23 protein-coding genes and 1 pseudogene are annotated in these 21,650 nt (G+C 57.2%); 7 read left to right on the top strand and 17 right to left on the bottom strand.

Annotated elements, in window-relative coordinates:
- Positions 1-22 precede the first annotated feature (22 nt).
- On the top strand, positions 23-337 hold the full coding sequence (locus IM265_RS02555) for a helix-turn-helix transcriptional regulator (RefSeq protein ID WP_041909805.1): 315 nt from the start codon (positions 23-25) through the stop codon (positions 335-337).
- A 25-nt stretch (positions 338-362) separates the two neighbouring features.
- Here the strand turns inward: IM265_RS02555 and IM265_RS02550 are convergent, their stop codons facing one another.
- The 11 genes and pseudogenes from IM265_RS02550 to IM265_RS02495 form a co-directional block, all read right to left on the bottom strand.
- The gene (locus IM265_RS02550) at positions 363-1,364 is read right to left on the bottom strand and encodes a Kdo(2)-lipid IV(A) acyltransferase (RefSeq protein WP_182033774.1); all 1,002 of its coding nucleotides are present in this window, start codon (positions 1,362-1,364) and stop codon (positions 363-365) included.
- Positions 1,365-1,556: 192 nt separating this feature from the next.
- A complete protein-coding gene (gene pptA, locus IM265_RS02545) occupies positions 1,557-1,787 on the bottom strand; it encodes a tautomerase PptA (protein WP_193030737.1) in 231 nt (76 codons plus the stop codon).
- Positions 1,788-1,824: 37 nt separating this feature from the next.
- Positions 1,825-2,442, bottom strand: coding sequence for a glutathione S-transferase family protein (locus IM265_RS02540; protein ID WP_182033772.1), 618 nt, complete (start codon positions 2,440-2,442; stop codon positions 1,825-1,827).
- 41 nt (positions 2,443-2,483) lie between these two features.
- Positions 2,484-3,371, bottom strand: a complete 888-nt coding sequence (locus IM265_RS02535; RefSeq protein ID WP_032644878.1) for an ABC transporter substrate-binding protein — start codon at positions 3,369-3,371, stop codon at positions 2,484-2,486.
- Between the two features lie 9 nt (positions 3,372-3,380).
- The gene (locus IM265_RS02530) at positions 3,381-4,154 is read right to left on the bottom strand and encodes an amino acid ABC transporter ATP-binding protein (RefSeq protein ID WP_182033770.1); all 774 of its coding nucleotides are present in this window, start codon (positions 4,152-4,154) and stop codon (positions 3,381-3,383) included.
- Positions 4,138-5,064, bottom strand: a complete 927-nt coding sequence (locus tag IM265_RS02525) for an amino acid ABC transporter permease (protein ID WP_047368635.1) — start codon at positions 5,062-5,064, stop codon at positions 4,138-4,140. The genes IM265_RS02530 and IM265_RS02525 overlap by 17 nt, the downstream gene beginning before the upstream one ends.
- Positions 5,065-5,073: 9 nt before the next feature.
- A complete protein-coding gene (locus tag IM265_RS02520) occupies positions 5,074-5,583 on the bottom strand; it encodes a GNAT family N-acetyltransferase (RefSeq protein ID WP_182033768.1) in 510 nt (169 codons plus the stop codon).
- Between the two features lie 9 nt (positions 5,584-5,592).
- Positions 5,593-7,856, bottom strand: a pseudogene (locus IM265_RS21960) (NtaA/DmoA family FMN-dependent monooxygenase).
- Positions 7,857-7,872: 16 nt separating this feature from the next.
- On the bottom strand, positions 7,873-8,994 hold the full coding sequence (locus IM265_RS02505) for an amidohydrolase (protein ID WP_060571775.1): 1,122 nt from the start codon (positions 8,992-8,994) through the stop codon (positions 7,873-7,875).
- Entirely contained in the window at positions 8,991-9,992 is a 1,002-nt protein-coding gene (locus IM265_RS02500) for an LLM class flavin-dependent oxidoreductase (protein ID WP_182033766.1), read from the bottom strand. Before IM265_RS02500 ends, IM265_RS02505 begins: the two co-directional genes overlap by 4 nt.
- Before the next feature lie 110 nt (positions 9,993-10,102).
- Positions 10,103-10,642 carry an AAA family ATPase gene (locus IM265_RS02495; protein ID WP_182033764.1) on the bottom strand — a complete coding sequence of 180 codons (540 nt, stop codon included), beginning with the start codon at positions 10,640-10,642 and terminating at the stop codon, positions 10,103-10,105.
- 62 nt (positions 10,643-10,704) lie between these two features.
- On the opposite strand from IM265_RS02495, the gene IM265_RS02490 reads away from it, so the two are divergent.
- Positions 10,705-10,848: a hypothetical protein gene (locus IM265_RS02490; protein ID WP_154818592.1), complete on the top strand. Its 144-nt coding sequence runs from the start codon at positions 10,705-10,707 to the stop codon at positions 10,846-10,848.
- On the opposite strand, the gene IM265_RS02485 is transcribed toward IM265_RS02490, so the two are convergent.
- On the bottom strand, positions 10,845-11,243 hold the full coding sequence (locus tag IM265_RS02485) for a cupin domain-containing protein (protein ID WP_045260619.1): 399 nt from the start codon (positions 11,241-11,243) through the stop codon (positions 10,845-10,847). The genes IM265_RS02490 and IM265_RS02485 overlap by 4 nt on opposite strands.
- A gap of 108 nt (positions 11,244-11,351) precedes the next feature.
- Here IM265_RS02485 and IM265_RS02480 point away from each other — a divergent pair, with 108 nt between their 5' ends.
- Positions 11,352-12,239, top strand: coding sequence for a LysR family transcriptional regulator (locus IM265_RS02480; RefSeq protein ID WP_045260620.1), 888 nt, complete (start codon positions 11,352-11,354; stop codon positions 12,237-12,239).
- A 331-nt stretch (positions 12,240-12,570) separates the two neighbouring features.
- Entirely contained in the window at positions 12,571-14,067 is a 1,497-nt protein-coding gene (ansP, locus tag IM265_RS02475) for an L-asparagine permease (protein WP_028013287.1), read from the top strand.
- Between the two features lie 51 nt (positions 14,068-14,118).
- On the opposite strand, the gene IM265_RS02470 is transcribed toward ansP, so the two are convergent.
- Complete coding sequence (locus IM265_RS02470; protein ID WP_182033762.1) at positions 14,119-15,180, bottom strand: YncE family protein; 1,062 nt, start codon at positions 15,178-15,180, stop codon at positions 14,119-14,121.
- Positions 15,181-15,423: 243 nt separating this feature from the next.
- On the opposite strand from IM265_RS02470, the gene pqqU reads away from it, so the two are divergent.
- Positions 15,424-17,538 (top strand): TonB-dependent receptor PqqU, encoded by a 2,115-nt coding sequence (gene pqqU / locus IM265_RS02465; protein ID WP_193030739.1) that lies wholly within the window; start codon positions 15,424-15,426, stop codon positions 17,536-17,538.
- 119 nt (positions 17,539-17,657) lie between these two features.
- Here pqqU and IM265_RS02460 read toward each other — a convergent pair whose 3' ends face one another.
- The 3 genes from IM265_RS02460 to IM265_RS02450 all read right to left on the bottom strand — a co-directional run bounded on the left by IM265_RS02460 (position 17,658) and on the right by IM265_RS02450 (position 20,263).
- A complete protein-coding gene (locus IM265_RS02460; RefSeq protein ID WP_028013290.1) occupies positions 17,658-18,326 on the bottom strand; it encodes a GntR family transcriptional regulator in 669 nt (222 codons plus the stop codon).
- 255 nt (positions 18,327-18,581) lie between these two features.
- Positions 18,582-19,622, bottom strand: a complete 1,041-nt coding sequence (locus tag IM265_RS02455; RefSeq protein WP_193030741.1) for an NADP-dependent oxidoreductase — start codon at positions 19,620-19,622, stop codon at positions 18,582-18,584.
- 65 nt (positions 19,623-19,687) lie between these two features.
- Entirely contained in the window at positions 19,688-20,263 is a 576-nt protein-coding gene (locus IM265_RS02450; RefSeq protein WP_182033757.1) for an XRE family transcriptional regulator, read from the bottom strand.
- A gap of 135 nt (positions 20,264-20,398) precedes the next feature.
- Here IM265_RS02450 and IM265_RS02445 point away from each other — a divergent pair, with 135 nt between their 5' ends.
- Together IM265_RS02445 and IM265_RS02440 are read left to right on the top strand one after the other, a co-directional pair.
- The gene (locus IM265_RS02445; RefSeq protein WP_045260624.1) at positions 20,399-20,917 is read left to right on the top strand and encodes a GNAT family N-acetyltransferase; all 519 of its coding nucleotides are present in this window, start codon (positions 20,399-20,401) and stop codon (positions 20,915-20,917) included.
- Complete coding sequence (locus IM265_RS02440; RefSeq protein WP_028013294.1) at positions 20,914-21,363, top strand: DMT family transporter; 450 nt, start codon at positions 20,914-20,916, stop codon at positions 21,361-21,363. The genes IM265_RS02445 and IM265_RS02440 overlap by 4 nt, the downstream gene beginning before the upstream one ends.
- Here the strand turns inward: IM265_RS02440 and IM265_RS02435 are convergent, their stop codons facing one another.
- On the bottom strand, positions 21,364-21,597 hold the full coding sequence (locus tag IM265_RS02435; RefSeq protein WP_028013295.1) for a YdcY family protein: 234 nt from the start codon (positions 21,595-21,597) through the stop codon (positions 21,364-21,366).
- Positions 21,598-21,650 lie beyond the last annotated feature (53 nt).

The raw sequence follows: 21,650 nt of genomic DNA, 5'->3' as shown, positions 1-21,650 counted from the left end.
TGACATCACGCGCAGGAAAACGATGATCCCTAACCACCCTGAAACTGAACAAATACTGCTGGAAAATGTGCTGTTTGCCCTCGGCAACCCGCTCCGGCTATCGATTATTCGCCGGCTCGCCGACGGCAGCGAACTCAGCTGTAACGCGCTGCGCCCGGAGGACGTGGTGAAATCCACGATGACCCACCACTGGCGCGTGTTGCGCGACAGTGGGGTTATCTGGCAGCGTCCGCAGGGACGAGAAAATATGATTTCACTGCGTCGGGAGGATCTGGATGCCCGTTTTCCCGGGCTGATGGAAATACTGCTAAAGGCCAAAAGCGCTGCCGGAAACTAGCTCCAGCAGCCTTTTGCGTGGCGTTTTAATGCTGCATGCCCGACTGCTGCGAGAATTCATCGTCGGTTAAGCCAGCCCGAGGGGGCGCGGAGATTTTTTTACGGGCATATCTGTCCGGCACGTCCTCAGGACGCGTCTTGAAGCGACGGTGCAGCCACATATACTGCTCCGGCGCCATCAGCACCGCGCGCTCGATCGCCCGGTTCATCTGGGTTGCGACAGACTCTTTATCCGCACCCTGCAATGACGCGCTGATATCTTCAAGAATAATCAGCTCGTACCCTGTACCGTCCTCTCTGCGGCGCGGCACAAACGGAATAACGGCAGGTTTCGCGCTTTTGACCAGCATATAGCTGCCCGCCGTCGTGGCGGCATCCGGGACGGCGAAGAATGGCGCAAACACGCTGTTGGCTTTGCCATAGTCATGATCCGGCGCGTACCAGAGAATTTCATTCTGCTTCAGGGCACGGATCATGCCTTTTAAATCATGACGATCCAGCATGGTTTTATTCGAACGCAGACGACCGCGCGTTTGTAGCCAGTCCAGGAGCGCATTATTGTTGGGACGATAAACCCCAATACCGGGGTTAAGCATGCCAAATATCCGCGCGCCCAGCTCAAGCGTCAGAAAATGCATGCCAACCAGCACCACGCCCTTCCCCTGCGCCCTGGCCTGCTCCATATGTTCGTAACCGCGCACGGTAAAGCATTTACGCACCCGCCATTCAGGCCAGAACCACGCCATGCCGGTTTCGATTACCCCCATTCCCACGGATTCAAAATTTCGCTGCAGCAAAGATTCACGCGCTTCTGCTTCCATCTGCGGAAAGCAAAGCTCCAGGTTGCGGCGGGCAATCTCGACACGGCGCGGTAGAAGGCGCATGGCTAACCGGCCCAGAACGTGGCCGAGTCTGAACAACAGCGAGTAAGGCAGCAGCATGATAAGCCACAGGGCGGCGATGCCTGTCCAGCTTAGCCAGTATCGCGGGTGGAAAAAAGCAGGTGAAAACCGGGGTAATTTTGTCATGAGAAAATTATCCTTTAATGTGACTGTCCTTAATTGATTCTGTTGTCGATCTTTCCTAAGGATTGATTAAATGTCGGTCGTGAACGTTAAGTGTAACGGATCAGATAAAACTTATTTTTATCGTTTTTTGCGAAAAGAAGGCGTAAGCGGCAGGAGAAACCGGGTAAGACGATGACCTCACCCGGCGAAAGATTACATTGAATACCCGGGCTTTTTAATCAACTCGTCCAGCTTCGGCTCGATTTCGGTATCCCAGACCTGTGCTTTCCAGTCTTCCGGATTTACCTGGTTCAACGCCACCGATACTGAACCGTCTTTGCTGTTGAAATGGCGAATTATCACCTCGGCGATATCTGCCGCCAGCGCGGTTTTTTGCTCATCGTTAAGATCGCGGGGAAAACATTTGATATCTACGTGTGGCATATGCAGGCTTCCTGTTATGTGTGAGCATTCCACGTTATCAGATAATGTTGTTTGCCTTTAACACCTTGTGCAGTTCCGGCAGCTGACACACGGTATCCGCAATCGCCGTAAGCTTCGGCGTATTTGTCGCAAACCACTCATGGCGAGGCCCCCAGGTGCGCGCCACCGCAACATACACATCCAGCAGCGTCAGCCGTTCACCCAGCGCAAACGGCGCGGCCTTAAGCTGATTTTCAAACCACAGATAGAGGGATTTCCGGTACTCAATGCAGTTTTTCTGCAGCTGTTCCGGCGCATCGGGCACCCAGCGTTCGGGATAATCGGCATAGGTAAAGGTGGGATAGACGTTCGCCACGAACCAGATAAGCAGACGCTGAAACTGCTGACGCTCGGCCTGCCCCACGGGCGGGGCGAGATCGGGACATCTGTCGAGAACCATCAGGGCAATCGCCGCCGTTTCGGTCATGATGGCGCCATTTTCCAGCGCCAGCGTCGGCACCTGGCACAGCGGGTTGAGTTTTTGCAGCAGTTCACGCTGCGGGCCGGGCTGGTTAAACCCGTCAACGTTCACAAATTGATAAGGGATATCAGCCAGGGTCAGCATCACTTCACTGATTGCCGAGCCCCAGCCGGGTACGCCATAGAGTTTCATCATGTTGCCCCCTCAGGAGTGAAAATCCTAAGTGTAGAGCACCATTAGTAGGTTATCCCAGGCGGGTTGACCTCCGATTGCGCCACCGTTTCGCCCTGCTCCCCCCAGCGCGCCAGCACTTTCTGGTACTCTCCGCGCTCAATCGCCCCGTTCAGCGCGGCCTGCAGCGCGTACACCAGCCCATTGCCTTTTTTGGTCGTGGTGGCGACATAAGCTTTTTTCGGACCTAAACCGACCACGCGGGTTTTGCCGGTGAGCGCCGCTTTGTAAGCTGAAACCGACTGAGGGCCAAAGAACACGTCCGCCCTGCCGGACTGGATATAGAGATTGCCCGAGGCATCGTCGTGGAGATAGACCGGCAGCGCAGGCGCTCGCCCCGCCTTTTTATTCTCTTCATTCCAGCCCAGCAGGATGCGCTCCTGATTGGTGCCCGAGCCGACAATCACCTTTTTTCCGGCCAGATCTTCCGCGCTTTTGATTGATTGAATCTCGCTGGTGGACTTCACCGAAAACGCCAGCGAATCGACGCGGTAGGTCGCAAAATCAAACTTCTCTTTACGCTGTTCGGTCACCGCAATGTTCACCAGCGCCACGTCGTAGCGCCCGGAAGCGATGCCCAGCGGCCAGTCTTCCCACGCCGTTGGCACCAGCTTTAGCTTCAGCCCCAGGCTGCCCGCCAGCAGGCGGGCGATATCCGGGTCGCTGCCAATCCGCGTGCGGTTATCGCTGGCCAGCAGCGCCAGCGGCGGGGAGTTCAGCATCGAGACGGCGACCGTCAGCGTACCCGGCTCAACGAATTTATAACCGGCGGGGATCTTCGCCACGGCCTGCCGATCCACCGTCACCGGCAGCGGCTGCTCGTTGGCTTTCAGATCGATGCTGGCGTGGCTTGCCGTTGTGAAGACCAGCCCCGCCAGAAGTCCGTATTTCATCTGCGCTCCTTACAGCACTTTTGACAGGAACTGGCGCGTTCGCGCATGCGACGGACGGTTCAATACCGCGTCGCTGCTGCCCTGCTCCACGATTTTCCCGTCGACCATAAACACCACCTGATCCGCCACCTCGCGGGCAAAGCCGATCTCGTGGGTGACCACCACCAGCGTCGTGCCGGACCGGGCCAGTTTTTTGATCACGTCCAGCACCTCTCCCACCAGCTCCGGATCCAACGCCGAGGTAGGTTCATCAAAGAGCATCACGCGGGGGCGTAGCGCCAGCGCGCGGGCAATCGCAATGCGCTGCTGCTGCCCGCCGGAGAGATGGCGAGACCAGGCGTCGGCCTTATCCCGCAGCCCAACCACGTCCAGCAGGCTGTACGCTCTTTCCACCGCCTCTTTTTTGCTGAGCTTCTTATGCGCGATGGGCGCCTCAATCAGGTTTTCCAGCACCGTGAGGTGAGGAAAGAGATTGAAGTTCTGAAACACATAGCCCACGTTGACGCGCTGCTTGAGGATCTCTTTCTCCTTCAGCTCATAGAGCTTGTCGCCCTGACGACGGTAGCCAATGTAGTCCCCGTCGATCTGAATAAAGCCTTCGTCGACGCGCTCCAGATGGTTAATGGTGCGCAGCAGCGTCGATTTGCCCGAGCCTGAGGGCCCGAGAATGACCGTCACGGAACCGGGCGGGATCTCAAGCGAAACGTTGTCGAGCGCCTTATGGCGACCAAAAAACTTGCTGACACCGGTAATCGAGATATGTCCTTCAGGAGAGGCTTGCATGGATAGGCTCCTGTGCTGGCGTGGTGGTGACGGAACGGGTGCGACGGGCGGCACGGTTCTGATTAACCGCAGAGCGGCGTTCGCTGCGGGCGAGTGCGCGTTCAACACCGTACTGGATAGCGGACAAGACGGTGGTAATCACCAGATACCAGGCGGCACCGACCATCAGCAACGGGATCACCTCCTGGGTACGGTTGTAGATCATCTGGATGGTATAGAACAGCTCCGGCATTGCCAGGACGTAGACCATCGCCGTTCCCTTGGCGAGGCTGATAATTTCATTGAACCCGGACGGCAGAATGGTGCGCAACGCCTGAGGCAGGATTATCCGCACCGTACGTCGCCAGGCCGGCAGGCCAAGCGCGGCGGCCGCTTCATACTGGCCGTGATCCACCCCGAGGAAACCCCCGCGAATAATCTCTGCGGTGTAGGCGCTCTGCACCAGCGTCAGCCCCACCACGGCGGTGGAGAACTGCCCGAGCACGTTAATGGTCTCAAAGCTGCCCCAGCTAATGCTGGTGAACGGCACGCCGAGGGAGAGCGTGTCGTAGAGATAGGAAAAGTTGTAGAGAATGATCAGCACCACGATCAGCGGCAGCGAGCGAAACAGCCAGATATAGCCCCACGCCAGGCTGCTCAGCAGCCATGACGAGGAGAGTCTCGCCAGCGCCAGCATGCCGCCCAACACCACGCTCAGCGCGGTACCGATCAGGGTAAGCAGCAGAGTCTGCCCTACACCTTCGAGAATAACCGGGTCGAAGAACCAGCGGGCAAACACCGCCCACTCCCAGCGCGGGTTGAAAGCGACGGACTGGATCACGATCGCCAGGACAAACAGCGCCACCGCGGCGCCGACGGTCCGCAGCGGATAACGCGCCGGGACCACCTTAATGGTTTCAACGTTGCTCATCGTCGTTCCTCATGCGGTTTTACTGAACGCTTCGCGTACCAGCGTTTTAGTGAAGCGCAGCCGACCATCAAACGGCGGCTGGCTGTACTCTTCCGGATCCCGGTTCAGATCAAACTGTGGCTGGTAGCCCTGGCTGAGATAGAGCCTGACCGCTTCCGGCTGGCGAAAACCGGTTGTCAGGTAGATTTGGCTGTAACCTGCCAGCACCGCCCTGCGCTCCAGCTCCTGCACTACGCGTCCGGCAAGCCCCTGCTGACGCAGGGTTTTGTCCGTCCAGATGCGCTTGATTTCCGCGGTGCGTTCGTCGAAGGGTTTGTACGCACCGGTGGCGATGATTTTTCCGTTACGCTCCAGGACGATAAATAGCCCCTGCGGCGCTAAATACCACTCGGTGAGTTCCACTTCCGCGTCTTTAGAGAAGTAGTCACCGTAGCGGGCAGCATATTCACCGAACAGCCCCTCGATAATGGGCTGAAGTTCGGCATCTTCCGGTGAAACGTCACGAAATTGTTCACGCATAGCGCCTCCTTAATCACCCAGGCCATCAGGATTCACTTCTGACTGCGGAATACGCTCAACGCCTTCCCCCCAGCGGTTCAGCACTTTGTCGTAATCGCCGTTTTTAATTACGCCGTTCAGCGCGGTTTGCACTGGCTCAACCAGCCCGCTGCCTTTCTTCAGCGTCACCGCAATGTGCGCCGCCTTCGGCCAGCCGCCGTCGACGCTGCCGACCAGTTTAGTTTTCCCGTTCAGCGCCGCCTTCCATGCGCCAATCACGTTCGGGCCAAAGTAGGCATCCGCGCGCCCGGACTGGAGCGCCAGCGTTTGCGCCGCATCGTCTTTGGTGTAGATCGGGGTAAACGGTTTCAGCCCCTTCTTCAGGTTTTCAGCATTCCATGCCAGTAGGATGGCCTCCTGGTTGGTGCCGGAGCCGACGATAATCCGCAGCCCGGCGATGTCCTCAGCCTTCTGAAGCGATTCGATCGGGCTGGTCGATTTCACGTAGAAGCCGAGGGAGTCCTTACGGTAGGTGGCGAAATCAAACTTCTCTTTGCGCGCTTTGGTAACGGTAATGTTGCTGATGGCGGCATCGTATTTTCCGGACGCCACGCCCAGCGGCCAGTCTTCCCACGACGTTGGCACCACGTTCAACTCAAGTCCGAGGCTGTCGGCCACCAGACGGGCGACGTCAACTTCACTCCCGAGCAGCGTTTTGTTGTCGTCGGAAAATACCGTCAGCGGCGGTTGATTCAGGCCCGCCACCGCCACGGTAAATTTCCCCGGCACGGCAAAGCGATAATCTTTCGGCAGCTGCGCCACTGCATCGCTGTTTTTGGCGGTATTGATCGGCGTTTTATTGGCCTCGATGCTCACGCCGGTGCCGTTAATGTTCACATTCTCTGCCCAGACGGCAGGGGTAAAGGCCAGCGCGAGCGCCAGAATAAGCGATGTTTTTTGCATAGCGGAGTTCTCTTTTATTGTTGTGTGAACTGGTTTTTCGGTTGGTCTAAGCCAAGGCTTTCGCGCAGCGTGGTTCCCGGGTAGTCGGTGCGGAACAGGCCGCGGGCCTGTAAAACGGGCACCACCTGGTCAACAAAGCGCGGAAAGGTATCCGGCGTACCGCCCTGGATGATGAAGCCGTCTGCGGCATAGCCTTCAAACCAGGCCTGCAGACCGTCGGCGACCTCCTCCGGCGTGCCGGAAAAGCGCGGGCGCGGCGATGCGGCCTCAAGCGCCACCTGGCGCAGGGTTAAGTTGCGCTCGCGGGCATTTCGCTTAATTTCATCGGTGGTGCTGCGGAAGCTGTTTTTGCCTAAGTCACCGATATCCGGGAACGGCTCGTCGAGCGGATACTGGCTGAAATCGTGATGTTCAAAATAACGCCCGAGGTAATTGAGGGCATCGGTAACCGACACCAGCGCCGCCGTGGTTTGATACTGGTTTTCCACGTCATCGGCGTCTTTACCGACAATCACGCTGACGCCCTGGAAGATATGTAAATCTGACGCGCGGCGGCCGTTTGTTTCCAGCTGCTGCTTCACGTCGCGGTAAAACGCTTTTGCCTCGTCGAGCGTTTCGTGATGAGTGAAAATGGCGTCGGCATGTTTTGCCGCCAGCTTTTTCCCGTCGTCCGACGCGCCCGCCTGAAAAACAATCGGACGCCCTTGCGGGGTGCGACCAATATTCAGCGGACCGGCGACCTGGAAGAAGTCACCGTGGTGATCGAGGGTATGCAGCCTGGCCGGGTCAAAAAACTGACCGCTCTCTTTGTTGCGGATAAACGCGTCGCCTTCCCAGGAGTCCCACAGCCCTTTCACCACGTCGAGATACTCATCCGCAATGCGATAGCGCAGCGCATGCTCGGGGTGTTTTTCGCGAGAGAAGTTCTTTGCCGACCCTTCCAGCGGCGAAGTCACCACGTTCCAGCCCGCACGTCCGTTGCTCAGATGATCGAGGCTGGCGAACTGGCGCGCCGTGGTAAAGGGTTCGCTGTAGGAGGTGGATAACGTTCCCACCAGCCCCAGCCGCGTAGTGATGCTTGCCAGCGCGGATAATACCGTTAACGGCTCAAAGCGGTTTAGAAAATGCGGAATGGATTTCTCATTTATATAAAGACCGTCGGCAACGAATAAAAAATCGAGTTTGCCCTCCTCCGCTTTTAACGCCGTCTCTTTTACAAATTCAAAATTAATGCTGGCATCCGCGACCGCCGCCGGATGACGCCAGGCGGACATATTGCCCGATGCACCATGCAAAATGGTCCCAAGCCGCAGTTGACGATGTGCAGACATATTTACCTCTCCAGAATTAAACGTGTTGCAGGGCTTTTTCCGCCAGCTGTGCAAAATAGCGGGCTGCGGGCTCGATCAGGGCTTCGTCAGGATTAAACGCCGGGTGGTGTAAACCATACGGGCTGTTGCTGCCGATGCTGACAAACGCGCCGGGAACAGACTGCAGGTAGACCGCAAAATCTTCCCCGCCCATATGTAGCTCCGCATACCGGGTTTCATAGCCTGCCTCTCTGGCAACGGAGGTGGCGAAGTCGGCCCAGCGCTCGTCGTTCACCAGCGCGGTGGGCCCGGCATACCAGGTAATGTCGATCTGCGCGCTGAAGGCGCTGGCAAACCCGGCGGCAATTTCGCCCACGCGGGCCTTCACGTTCTGCTGTACCTCCGTGCGATGGGTGCGAAGCGTGCCCTCCAGCTCGACGCTTTCCGGCAGCACGTTCCAGGTGTTACCCCCTGCGATGCGCGTCACGCTCAGCACCACCGAGTCCAGCGTGTTGACGTTGCGGCTGGCGACGCTTTGCAGCGCCGTCACCAGCTGGCTCGCCAGCACAATGGCGTCGTTGCCTTCGTGCGGACGTGCGGCGTGCGCGCCCTTACCGGTAATGCGGATCACGAAGCGATCGACGTTGGCATAAAACGGTCCGCCGCGGGTGGCGAACTCACCGACCGGCAGGCCGGGCTCGTTGTGCATGCCGAAAATGGCGCTGACGTCACGCAGGGCACCAGCACGCACCATGCTCTTCGCACCGCCAAAGTTCTCTTCGGCAGGTTGAAACAGGATACGCACCCGGCCGTTAAGCGAGGCTTCCCGCTCTTTGAGCTTTAACGCGGCGCCGAGGATCACGCTGGTGTGGATATCGTGTCCGCAGGCGTGCATCACGCCTGCATGCTGCGAGCTAAACGGCACGCCGCTGCGCTCTTCAATTGGCAGGGCATCAATGTCTGCCCGCAGCGCAATCAGCTTGCTACCGGTTCCGATTTCCGCCACCAGCCCGGTCGGCAGATCGTAAGGCTGTGGGGGAATACCGGCATTCGTCAGCCACTGGCGCAGGCGCGCGGTGGTCTCCACTTCCTGGCCGGACAGCTCCGGGTTCCGGTGCAGCTCACGACGCCAGGCAATCAGTTGTTCGCCGAAGCTCATACGGTGACCTCCCTGTTAAGACGCGCCTCGGCCAGCAGACGCAGAGACGCGACGCGCGTTGCCCCCTCCGCGACCGGCGTGTCGATGATAAATTCGTCAATGCCCCACTGTTCGTGCAGCGCGTTAAGCTGTTCCAGCACCGACTCAGCCGTGCCCGCCAGCAGCGACTGGGCTCGACGGGCAATGCGCACCGGCTCGCTCCCCGCCTGACGGGCAAAGGCGTAGGCCTGCTCCTCGCTGGCGACGGTTACGCGCTGGCCGTTTGCCAGCTCAACGCCCCACACTTCGACCTTCTGCGCCAGCGCGTCCGCTTCGGCCTGGGTCGGCGCGACAATCGCCTGCACCGCCACAATCACCTCCCGCGCGCTGTTCTTCCGCCAGATCGATACCACCTCGCGCAGCAGCTCCGGATCGCCGTTCAGGTGCGCGGCAAAGACGAAGTGCCAGTCGAGCGATGCGGCGAGCAACGCGCTTTCGGGGCTGGCCCCCAACAGGAAACCTTGTGCAGGGACCGGCGGCAACGGCGTGGCGCGAACGGCCTCTTCCGCCGACTGGTTTTCAGGACGGATCCAGCGGTCGAGCTGGTCCAGCTGTTCGGCAAAGCTGCCCTTTTCCTGCTGATTCAGGCCCTGCTGAAGCGCGCGGGTTGAGAGCGGCAAACCACCGGGGGCTTTCCCGACGCCCAGATCCACGCGACCGGGCGCCAGCGCGGCCAGAACGTTAAAGTTTTCAGCGACTTTATAGGGGCTATAGTGTTGAAGCATGACGCCGCCAGAGCCCACGCGGATGCGTTTCGTTTGCCCGAGGATCCAGGCAATCAGCAGTTCCGGCGAGGGGCTGGCGAGTTGCGGGGTATTGTGGTGTTCGGCAATCCAGAAACGGTGATAGCCCAGATTTTCCGCCTGTTGCGCCAGCGCTAACGTCCGCGCCAGCGCATCGGCAGCCGTTTCATTTTCAGCGATGGGGCTTTTATCCAGAATGCTGATTCGCCATGACATGTTGCGTTCTCGTTTGACTTAACATGTCGACATTATTAAAGGCGTATTTCACCACTGAGAAACAATTAATTTACATTTGGTTTGCCGGAAATCAGATATATAAAACCCTACTAAGAATAAGATTTTAAGGCGGCAATCAGCGTTTCCGCCTGCCCGCGGCGGGTAATATGGACGAAGCGGATATGTCCATATTGCGGGTTTTGCAGATCGGCTTCATAACGCGTGCGGTTGTTACGCCACGTTTTCATCGTCCAGATGAGAATCGACTCTTTACTTAAGAACGCGCGCCGGAAACTCTCTTTGTTCCCGGTTCCGGGCCAAAGCTCGTGTTTATGCCAGGCCCGTTTGATTGCCCTGTTGACGGCCTGCCAGAGGGTGCGAACAAACCCATAATCCACCCACACGACAACGTCTACATTACGCCATTTAACGGGCCGCGTGCGGTTATAGTTGCCGTCGAGTACCCAGTCTGGCGACGCCTGTAGCACCTGCTCAAGCTTTTCCTGAAACTCATCGTCCGGCGTTCCCTGCCATTCGGGTCGCCAGTAGAGTCTGTCCATCTCGATATAGGGAATAGCCAGTTCGGTCGCAATCTGCTTCGCCAGCGTGCTTTTTCCACTTCCGCTGGTTCCGATGACGTTAATTTTCACCTCAGCCTCCCTGTATTTACGAAAATGAGACCGAATCATAACGTTTTCATTCTGTTAACGAAATGCTTCCTGGTATTACCGCGGCGGTGTTACTCTCCTGTCTGGCAGTCTATTTATTCCCTGAGAAACGTCTGCAGCTGGCCAGTCTGGTGCTGCTGTTTGATCAACCGCGCCTGCAGCAGGCGATTGCCGTTTTTGGCGGTTAGCCGTTCGGGTACTGTTCGTCGGTCACTTTTTCCAGCCACGTTACCGGGCTGCCGTTTACCGCTTCGGCGATGGCGATATGCGTCATCGCCGTTTGCGCACTTGCGCCGTGCCAGTGCTTCACGCCGGGTGGGATCCAGGCGATATCGCCCTGATTCAGGATTTCCGCCTCTTCGCCCCACGCCTGTAACCAGCCGCGCCCCTGCGTCACAATCAGCGTTTGTCCCAGGGGATGCGTATGCCAGGCCGTGCGCGCCCCCGGCTCAAAGGTCACGGTTGCCCCGCCGACGCTGGCAGGTTCGCTCGCCTGAAAGGGCGCGTCAATGCGAACAGCGCCGGTAAACCAGGCCTCCGGGCCTGTTGCTGAAGGTAATGAACCGCTGCGGATAATTTTCATCTTTTGCTCCTTATTGACTGTTGCGTTAACAGTAGCGCAAAGCACTCTGGAGCATTAGGGTGCATAATGAGATAGAACACATGACTGAAATTCATAAATAGAACCGCAATGCTAAAAGATAATTTCAACGACCTGCTCTCCTTTATGGTAGTGGCCCGCGAGCGCAGCTTTACGCGCGCAGCGGCGCAGCTGGGCGTCTCGCAATCGGCACTGAGTCATGCGATGCGCAAGCTTGAAGCGCGATTAGACGTTCGCCTGTTAACCCGCACAACCCGCAGCGTGGTTCCGACACCCGCGGGTGAGCAGCTCTTTTCGCGCCTCAGCCCGCATCTGCAGGAGATCGAACAGGAACTCACGGCGCTTTGCAGCACCCGCGACAAACCCGCAGGCGCTATCCGCATCGTCGCCGGCGAGCACGCGATGGACGCCGTGCTCTGGCCGGCACTGAAGGCTTTTATGCTGCAGTATCCTGAAATCAACGTCGAAGTGACGGTCGACAACGGCCTGACAGATATCGTCGATGGCCGCTTCGACGCGGGGGTACGCCTGGGTGAACAGGTGGCAAAAGATATGATTGCGGTGCGGATAGCGCCGGACATGCGCATGGCGGTCGTCGGCTCCCCGGATTACCTGGCTCGTTTTGGCGTGCCGCTCGTGCCGGAGCAGCTGGGTGAACACCGCTGTATCAATCTCCGCCTGCCCACCCGAGGGGCAGTGTATGACTGGGAGTTTGAGCGCGACGGGCGCGAGCTTCGGGTGCGGGTTGAAGGACAGCTTACACTGAGTAATCTGTCGCAGCGCATCGACGCGGCGGAGAGTGGCCTCGGATTAGCCTACGTGCCCGAGTCCTCGGTCCTGGACGCCCTTCAGTACGGACGGCTCGTCAGGGTCCTTGAGTCCTGGTGCCCCACGTTTGAAGGATATCACCTCTATTATCCAAGCCGTCGACAGCACACAACCGCGTTCAGGTTGCTTCTCGATGCCCTGCGGCAGTAAAAATTTATACCATCTGGTAATAATTAAGGGAATCTGATGATTAAATAAACAACGTCGCGATTGTTTTGACTAAAAACTCATCACGATTCAGCGTGTTGTGATCCCCCTCTGCTCTGACCACACGATTTCCTTCGACGTGCATCACTTTCGGCACGGTTATATTTTGCGTCGCTTATGAATTGCAGGTAGGATGCCTCGCCATGTTTCGCCTTATCCATACGCAGAATGACTGGGAAGGCGGCATGTGTTTGCGCAGAAGCAATCGTTTGTATTGCGCTCTGCCAGGCAGGACTATCACGATAATGGTTCAGACAGGCAAACAGGTAACTCAATGAAAACAAGCAATAAAAGCGCAGCCGATCATCACGCTGCGAAACGTCGCTGGTTGAACTCCCACGAAGAGGGCTACCACAAAGCGATGGGCAACCGTCAGGTTCAAATGATCGCCATCGGCGGCGCTATCGGAACGGGTCTGTTTTTAGGTGCTGGCGCGCGTCTGCAGATGGCGGGCCCGGCTCTCGCCCTGGTCTATCTGGTGTGCGGGATTTTCTCTTTCTTCATTCTTCGCGCGCTGGGTGAACTGGTACTGCATCGCCCTTCCAGCGGAAGCTTCGTCTCTTACGCCCGAGAATTCCTCGGTGAAAAAGCCGCCTACGTGGCAGGCTGGATGTACTTCGTCAACTGGGCGATGACCGGTATCGTCGATATCACCGCCGTTGCGCTGTATATGCACTACTGGGGCGCGTTCGGTGATGTGCCGCAGTGGGTCTTTGCCCTTGGCGCGCTGGCGATCGTCGGCACCATGAACATGATCGGCGTGAAGTGGTTCGCCGAGATGGAGTTCTGGTTTGCGCTGGTCAAAGTGCTCGCTATTGTGATTTTCCTGGTGGTCGGTACCGTCTTCCTCGGCAGCGGCAAGCCGCTGGATGGCAATGCTACCGGCTTCCACCTGATAACCGATAACGGCGGTTTCTTCCCGCACGGTCTGCTGCCTGCGCTGGTTCTGGTGCAGGGCGTGGTGTTTGCCTTTGCCTCTATTGAGCTGGTCGGTACCGCTGCGGGCGAATGTAAAGACCCACAAACGATGGTGCCAAAAGCGATTAACAGCGTGATCTGGCGTATCGGTCTGTTCTACGTCGGCTCCGTGGTGCTGCTGGTTCTGCTGCTGCCGTGGAACGCCTATCAGGCCGGCCAGAGCCCGTTCGTCACCTTCTTCTCGAAGCTCGGCGTGCCTTACGTGGGCAGTATCATGAACATCGTGGTGCTGACGGCGGCGCTCTCCAGCCTGAACTCCGGTCTTTACTCTACCGGGCGTATCCTGCGCTCCATGTCGATGGGCGGTTCAGCGCCGAAGTTCATGTCGAAGATGAGCAAGCAGCACGTGCCTTACGCGGGCATTCTTGCCACGCTGGTGGTGTATGTCTTCGGCGTATTCCTGAACTATCTGGTGCCGTCTCAGGTCTTTGAGATCGTTCTGAACGTGGCCGCACTCGGCATTATCGCTTCCTGGGCCTTTATCGTGGTCTGCCAGATGCGTCTGCGTAAAGCCATTAAAGAAGGCAAAGCCGCAGATATCAGCTTCAAGCTGCCGGGCGCGCCGGTGACCTCCTGGCTCACCCTGCTCTTCCTGTTCAGCGTGCTGGTGCTGATGGCGTTCGACTACCCGAACGGCACCTATACCATCGCCACCATCCCGCTGCTGGCCGTGCTGCTGATCGCTGGCTGGTTCGGCGTGCGTAAGCGCGTTCACGAAATTCACAGCACCGCGCCGGTTCATCCAGACGATGAAAAACACGACGCGCCGCTGGTGGAAGAGACCTCGCGTTAAGCATCACACAGGCATTAAAAAGGGAAGGCATTTGCCTTCCCTTTTTTTATATTACAGCGCGATACGAATCACATCGTCAGGCAGGGTCGCTTCCTGCTGGCGGGTAGATTTTTGCTTCACCGTCACGTAAAGCGTTTTGCCATCCGCAGAGAGCGCCAGGCTGTTCGGGTAGACCGGCGTATCGAACGTTTTCGTTACTTTGTAGGTCTTCGCATCAATCACGCTCACCTTGCCGGCCTCACGGTGCGTCACGTAGGCTTCATTGCGAGCCGGGTTAAACAGAACGGCCAGGGATTCAGGCGCGGCGATTTTCTCGATCACGCTGCCGTCTTTCAGGCTCACCGCCAGCACTTCCGGCTGTTTTGAATCGGTCAGGAACGCGCGCTGACCGGCGGTGTCCAGGCTCAGATTCAGATAGAAGTGCTCTTTTCCGTCGTCCTGCACTTTTTTGCGGCTCAGGATTTTGTTGGTGGCGGTATCAATGGTGACCAGTTCACCGTCTGCATTGGTGGTGTACAGGCGTTTCGCCTTTGCATCCAGCGCCAGACCGGTACTGTATGTGCCGGTGTTGGCAATGGTCTCTTTCAGCTTCAGCGTTGCGCCATCCACGACCCAAATCACGCTCTCTTTGCCGACACCGGTGATGTAAATCGTGTTGCTCGCGTCATCCGCCACCAGCTGGCGCGGCTGCAGCGGCTTGACGGTTTCACTGCGCTGGCGGCTATCAAGCACCAGTCGCCCTTTCACGTCGCCCGTTTTCGCATCAATGGCCGTCACTGCGCCGTTGATCGTATTACCCAGCCACAGGGTTTGCGTCGCGCCGTCGAGGGTGGCGCCAAACGGTTTGAGATCGCTATGAATGGCCTGCGTCACCTCCAGCGTAGCAGGATCGAGGCGATAGATAACGCCACCCTTGTCGAGTTTACGGCTTTGCGACGTCGCAACCCACAGCGCGTTCTCCTGCTGGCTGACCGCCATTTCATAGGCACCTTTACCCACCGCTTTACGCAGCATCTCTTCGGCGGCATGCGCCTGGAAGGTTCCGGCAAACAGTAAAGCGGCAGACAGCAGAGACGTACTCAGGCGTGGCGAGCACAGATGGCGTAAAGACATAACAATTCCTTTTTTGAAAATTGGGGGTACTGCTGACATCGCTTCCGGCTGGCAACGTCATGGCATTGCCGTTTTGATAATGAGAATAGTAATCATTAATAAGTTAAAAGTGGAGTTTTTCTTTTCCCTATTGCCTTTCATTAACGCAATGTGCGGTTATAGTTTTCAAAACATTTACAAAACCTTTAACATGTATGGACATGTTCCATTTGGTTCGTTTATACATCACAACCGGTTTTACTCATGAAAATCATATCTGCCCGTAAGGCATCTCTCCCGCTGCTGCTGGTTCCCGTTGTTTTTGCGCCTCTAAGCGCGATGAGCGCAGAGGAACAGACCGTGATCGTCAGCGCCACGCCGCAAACCGTATCAGAGCTTGATACTCCGGCGGCGGTCAGCGTCGTGAATGGCGAGGATATGCGCCACGCTGCGCCGCGCATTAATCTCTCCGAATCGCTTGGCAGCGTTCCGGGACTACAGATTCAGAACCGTCAGAACTATGCTCAGGATCTCCAGCTTTCGATGCGTGGGTTTGGTGCCCGCTCAACGTTTGGCGTGCGCGGCATTCGCATGTACGTCGACGGTATTCCAGCCACCATGCCGGACGGACAGGGTCAGACCTCCAACATCGATCTCTCCAGCATTGACAGCGTTGAGGTGCTGCGCGGTCCCTTCTCCGCCCTGTATGGCAACGCCTCTGGCGGCGTGATTAACATCAATACGCAAACCGGGCAGCAGCCGCCGACCATCGAGGCAAGCAGCTATTACGGCAGTTACGGGACATGGCGCTACGGCATGAAAGCCACCGGCGCAATGGGCGATGGCACCCATGCCGGGGACGTGGATTACACCGTATCCACCACCCGCTTCACCACTAAAGGCTACCGCGACCACAGCGGCGCGCGGAAGAATCTCGCTAATGCCAAACTGGGCGTACGCATTGACGATGCCAGCAAGTTAACGCTGATTTTTAACAGCGTGGACATGAAAGCAAACGATCCGGGCGGGCTGAGCTATCAGGAGTGGCAGGATAACCCGCGTCAGTCCCCGCGCGGCGATCAGTACAACACGCGCAAGACCATCAAGCAGACTCAGGCGGGGCTGCGCTACGACCGCCAGCTTAGCGCTCAGGACGATCTCAGCGTGATGATGTACGCCGGCGAGCGTGAAATGACCCAGTACCAGTCGATTCCCTACCAGCCGCAGCTGAGGCCTTCTCACTCCGGCGGCGTGATCGATATGCAGCGTCATTATCAGGGGGTTGATACCCGCTGGACGCACCGCGGCGAGCTGCTGGTGCCGGTCACCTTCACCACCGGTCTGAACTATGAAAATATGAGTGAAGATCGTCGCGGGTACGAGAACTTCGTGATGAACAACGGCGTGCCGGATTACGGCGTGAAGGGTGATAAACGCCGGAACGAACGTAACCTGATGTGGAACCTCGACCCTTACCTGCAGACCAGCTGGCAGCTGACGCAGAAACTGTCCGTGGATGCGGGCGTGCGTTACAGCTCGGTCTGGTTTGATTCTAACGACCATTACGTTACGCCGGGCAACGGCGACGACAGCGGTGACGCGAGCTATCACAAGTGGCTCCCGGCGGGCTCCGTGAAGTATGCGGTGACGGACGCGTGGAACCTCTACGCTGCCGCAGGGCGTGGGTTCGAAACGCCAACCATCAACGAGCTTTCGTATCGCGCCGATAACCAGGGCGGCCTGAATATCGGCCTGCAGCCTTCCACGAACAACACGTATGAGGTGGGCAGCAAAACCCGCATTGGCAATGGCCTGCTGACGGCAGCGCTGTTCCGCACCGATACGGATGACGAGATCGTGGTGGATGCCAGCTCTGGTGGCCGCACAAGCTATAAAAATGCCGGAAAGACCCGCCGTCAGGGAGTCGAAGTGTCTCTCGATCAGCAGTTTGCTGAGAACTGGAAGCTGAAAATGGCGTGGACCTACCTTGATGCCACCTACCGGACTAACGTCTGCAGCGACGCAGACTGTAACGGTAACCGTATGCCGGGTATTGCGCGCAATATGGGCTTCGCCTCGTTTGGCTGGCAGCCGGAGGAAGGCTGGTACGCGGGCACGGACGTGCGCTACATGAGCGATATCATGGCCGACGATGAAAACACCGCGAAAGCGCCGTCGTACACGGTGGTCGGGCTGAATACCGGGTATAAATTCAACTACGGCAACTGGGGGATGGACGTCTTTGGCCGCGTAGATAACCTGTTCGACAAAGAGTACGTTGGCTCGGTTATTGTCAACGAATCCAACGGGCGTTATTACGAGCCAGCGCCTGGCCGTAACTACGGTGTGGGTCTGTCGGTGTCTTATCGATTCGAGTAACAAATAAGTAAAGTTTATTTTATACCGAAAATAACGATCCTGATGGCAAAATGCCATCAGGAGTTATTCACCAGATAAATAAATAGACGCGGTATATAGTCGCTCTGTTAAATTATCTCTCAGTTAAAATATTGTCGCTGTAAAAGCGTATTCGCTTCATCAATCGATTTTTCAATCGCCTTCTGGCTGGCGTCGACATCCCGGCGTTCCAGGGCTGAAAGCAGTTCGTCATAGTGATACGTCGCTTCCTTAATGTCATTAAGCTCCTGGTGCAGATAGTTAATGCAAGGCCCGATGCGCACCCAAAGCTGTTCAATTAATGCATTCAGCGTGGGCATTTCCGCGTACTGATAAAGCGTAAAGCGGAAGATGCGATTTGCCTGCAATGCCTGCTGAACGTTCCCGTTGCGCATGGCCTCATGAAACGCTTCCGACAATTTGCGCAACGTCTCGATCTTTTGGTCAGACATATTCTGACAGGCTGCGGCAACCGCCATGGGTTCAAGCTGCTTGCGAATAGCGTTGATTTCGTTATAACGGTCCAGCGTCACCTCCGGCACCAGAAATGCTTGTGCCGGCGTGGCATGTAATGCCCCTGCTGACACCAGACGCAGCAGCGCCTCGCGCACTGGGGTAATGCTGGTTCCTAATTTATCGGCGATCTCTTTCGTAATCAGTCGTGCACCCGGTTTAAGGGAGCCTGTAATTAACGCTCCTTTCAAACTGAGTTCAACTTGCATGGTAAGACTGATCCTTTGGGCTTTTTCTAAGTGATCCAAATCAAGCATGTTCAATTCCTGTAGCTAAAACTTAATGCTATTTTTAAACGCCAGTTTTAATAAAACGACGCTGGTCCGATATATCCTGTATCGTCATGCCTGGTGGTGGGAAGTACGTAAAACAGCAAAAAATGCAAAATGTGTTTTTTTTATCGGTTTCGGGCTCATCCGGGATGATGGCGCGAAAAGCCATGTCCGTTAATTAAAGACAATATATCGTATCTTCACAAATAAATATGGCGGGAAACCCCGCCATAATGCCTTTTATTTATTGTCACCCGCGACGCGAATCACGACTTTACCGAAGTTTTTTCCTTCCAGCAGGCCAATCAGCGCTTCAGGCGCGTTTTCCAGCCCGTCCGTCACCTGTTCACGATAGTGCATTTTGCCCTCCTGCACCCAGCGCCCCATCTCTTCCTGAAACTCATGAATGCGGTGGCCGTAGTCCTGGGCTATGATAAAGCCCTGCATCCGGATGCGTTTCTTCAGAATGGTCCCCATCAGAAGCGGCAAACGGTCCGGTCCGTCAGGCAGCCCCGTTGCATTGTAGCCGCTCACCAGGCCACACACCGGCACGCGCGCGGAGGTATTCAGCAGCGGCAGCACGGCGTCAAACACTTTCCCGCCGACGTTTTCAAAGTAGACATCAATGCCTTTCGGGCAGGCGCGTTTCAGCTGCTCAGCGAAATCCGCCGCGTGGTGATCGAGACACACGTCAAACCCAAGAACCTCAACGGCGTGGCGGCATTTTTCTGCCCCACCGGCTACCCCGACCACGCGGCAGCCTTTGATTTTACCGATCTGCCCGACGGTCGCCCCAACCGGGCCCGTCGCGGCGGCGACCACCAGCGTTTCACCCGCTTGCGGTTGTCCGATATCCAGCAACCCCATATAGGCGGTAAAGCCCGGCATCCCAAGAATGCCCAGCGCCCAGGAGGGATGGGTGGGATTATCGCCCAGCTTGACCAGGCCGCTGCCGTCCGAAAGCGCGTACTCCTGCCAGCCGCTGTAGCTCAGCACCCATTCACCCGCTTTAAAGTCGGGGTGGTTTGACTGCTCAACGCGGCTAACCGTTCCCCCTACCATCACCGCACCAATCTCAACCGGCGGAGAATAGGATGGCGCATCGCTCATGCGGCCCCGCATGTAAGGGTCCAGCGACAGCCAGACGGTGCGAAGCAGCAGCTGCCCCGCCTGAGGAGCAGGAACGGGCTGCTCTTCCAGACGAAAATTCTCCGCCACCGGCGCGCCCTGTGGGCGAGAGGCCAGCACCCAGCGGCGGTTTTGCGAAACAGATTGATTCATCGGATTCTCCTTCTGGTACAAATGTCATTACAGCCTGGCTCACGATCGGCATTATCGCCTTAACATTACGAGGCAGACTGGTTAAGCCGGACCACAAGATAGATGCAGGTTTCGTTCGTTTCGTTGATAAAACGGCAGTCGTTTGGCGGCCCCAGCTCCAGACAGTCTCCGGCCTTCATCTCGTGGCGAGTATCGCCCTCCTGGAATACCAGCTCGCCGGACTGCAGCCAGATCAGCTGCCGCGCGAGCGCGTAGGAGGACGCCGGCATCGGGACGTCGCTACCCGCGGGCAGCTCAATCTGAACGAGGTCGATAGGCAGATCGGTACGGGGAGAAACGTGTCGACGAAGGTAGTGGGTTTGCGGATCGCGCCAGACGGGCTGGTTCGCCAGGCGCAGGAGTTTTCCCTCCTGCATCTCGGCTCTGGCAATCAGGGTCGACATGCTGATCCCAAACGCGCCTGACAGACGGGCAAGCAAGGTTGCCGTCGGGCTGCTGTCGCCGCGCTCTATCTTGTGGATCATGGCGCGAGATACGCCTGCCCGCTCGGCCAGCTCGCTAAGAGACCAGCCGCGTGATTCACGTTCGAGGCGAATTCTGGCGCTAATACGCTGATTCATTGTGTTTGTTATTGTGTTCATAACGTCATACTAAAGCGTATGAACGCCGTTTCAATGGGGCTCATAATCATTCTCACGTAGCGCTCTGACGATACAGTTGTGTAATATCATATCTATAGCGTAATACTATAGTAAACAACATACAGAGGTTTAATCATGATCGTTCGTCACGCCTGTAAAGAAGACTGCGCTGCGATAGGAGAGATCTATAACCATGCGGTGCTGCATACTGCCGCGATCTGGAACGATAAAACCGTTGATACCGATAACCGAATCGCCTGGTTCGAGGCCCGCACGCTCGCGGGTTACCCGGTTCTGGTGGCTGAGGAAAATGGTGTGGTTACCGGGTACGCCTCTTTCGGCGACTGGCGCGCCTTCGACGGCTTTCGTCACACGGTTGAGCATTCGGTGTATGTCCATCCGGAGCATCAGGGTAAAGGCATTGGCCGCACGTTAATGAAAGCGCTGATCAACGAGGCCCGCGCCATCGGCAAACACGTGATGGTGGCCGGCATTGAAGCGCAAAATAAGGCCTCGATTCACCTCCACGAAACGCTCGGTTTTGTGACCACGGGGCAGATGCCGCAGGTGGGAACCAAGTTTGGCCGCTGGCTGGACTTAACCTTTATGCAGCTGCAGCTGGACGAGCGCAGCGACCCGGACGCAATCCCATGAATCAGTCGCTGACGCTGGCGTTCCTGGTGGCGGCGGGGATCGGTCTGGTGGTGCAAAACACCTTAATGGTGCGTATCACCCAGTCCTCCTCCACCATTCTTATCGCAATGCTGCTGAACTCCCTGGTCGGCATTGTGCTGTTTGTCAGCATTCTGCTGCTTAAGCAGGGCTTCGCCGGGTTCAGTGAGCTGGCCGCAACGGTGCGCTGGTGGACGCTGATCCCGGGGCTCCTGGGGTCGTTTTTTGTGTTTGCCAGCATCAGCGGCTACCAGAACGTGGGGGCGGCAACGACCATCGCGGTGCTGGTCGCAAGCCAGCTGATTGGCGGGCTGGTCCTTGACGTGCTGAGAAGCCATGGCATTCCCCTGCGCGCGCTGATCGGCCCGGTATGCGGCGCGGTGATGCTGGTCGTCGGGGCCTGGCTGGTAGCGCGACGCCAGTTTTGATTACAGTATGGTGCCGCCCTTGGTCAGCTGTTCCTGGCGCGCGTCCATCTCCTCTTTGTGCTGCTTACCGTGGTGCGAAATCGCGGTACGCAGACGCTGCTGTTGGGCGTAACGGTCTTCACGGCTGAGATCGGCATCCTCGCTCAATGCAATCAGCAGTTCGTTCATGTGGGCGATGACGCTCTCTTCGATGGCGGCATCCACGCGGGCGGTAACTTCGTTTAAATGTGACATTGTCACTCCTCGTTTTTGCCGGGTGGCGGCTTATGCCTTACCCGGCAATAAAT

The organism is Enterobacter cloacae complex sp. P17RS (assembly GCF_014895885.1).
GTDB classification, from domain to species: domain Bacteria; phylum Pseudomonadota; class Gammaproteobacteria; order Enterobacterales; family Enterobacteriaceae; genus Enterobacter; species Enterobacter bugandensis.
The sequence above is the reverse complement of the archived record's forward strand: the minus strand, read 5'-3'. Positions and strand labels throughout refer to the sequence as shown.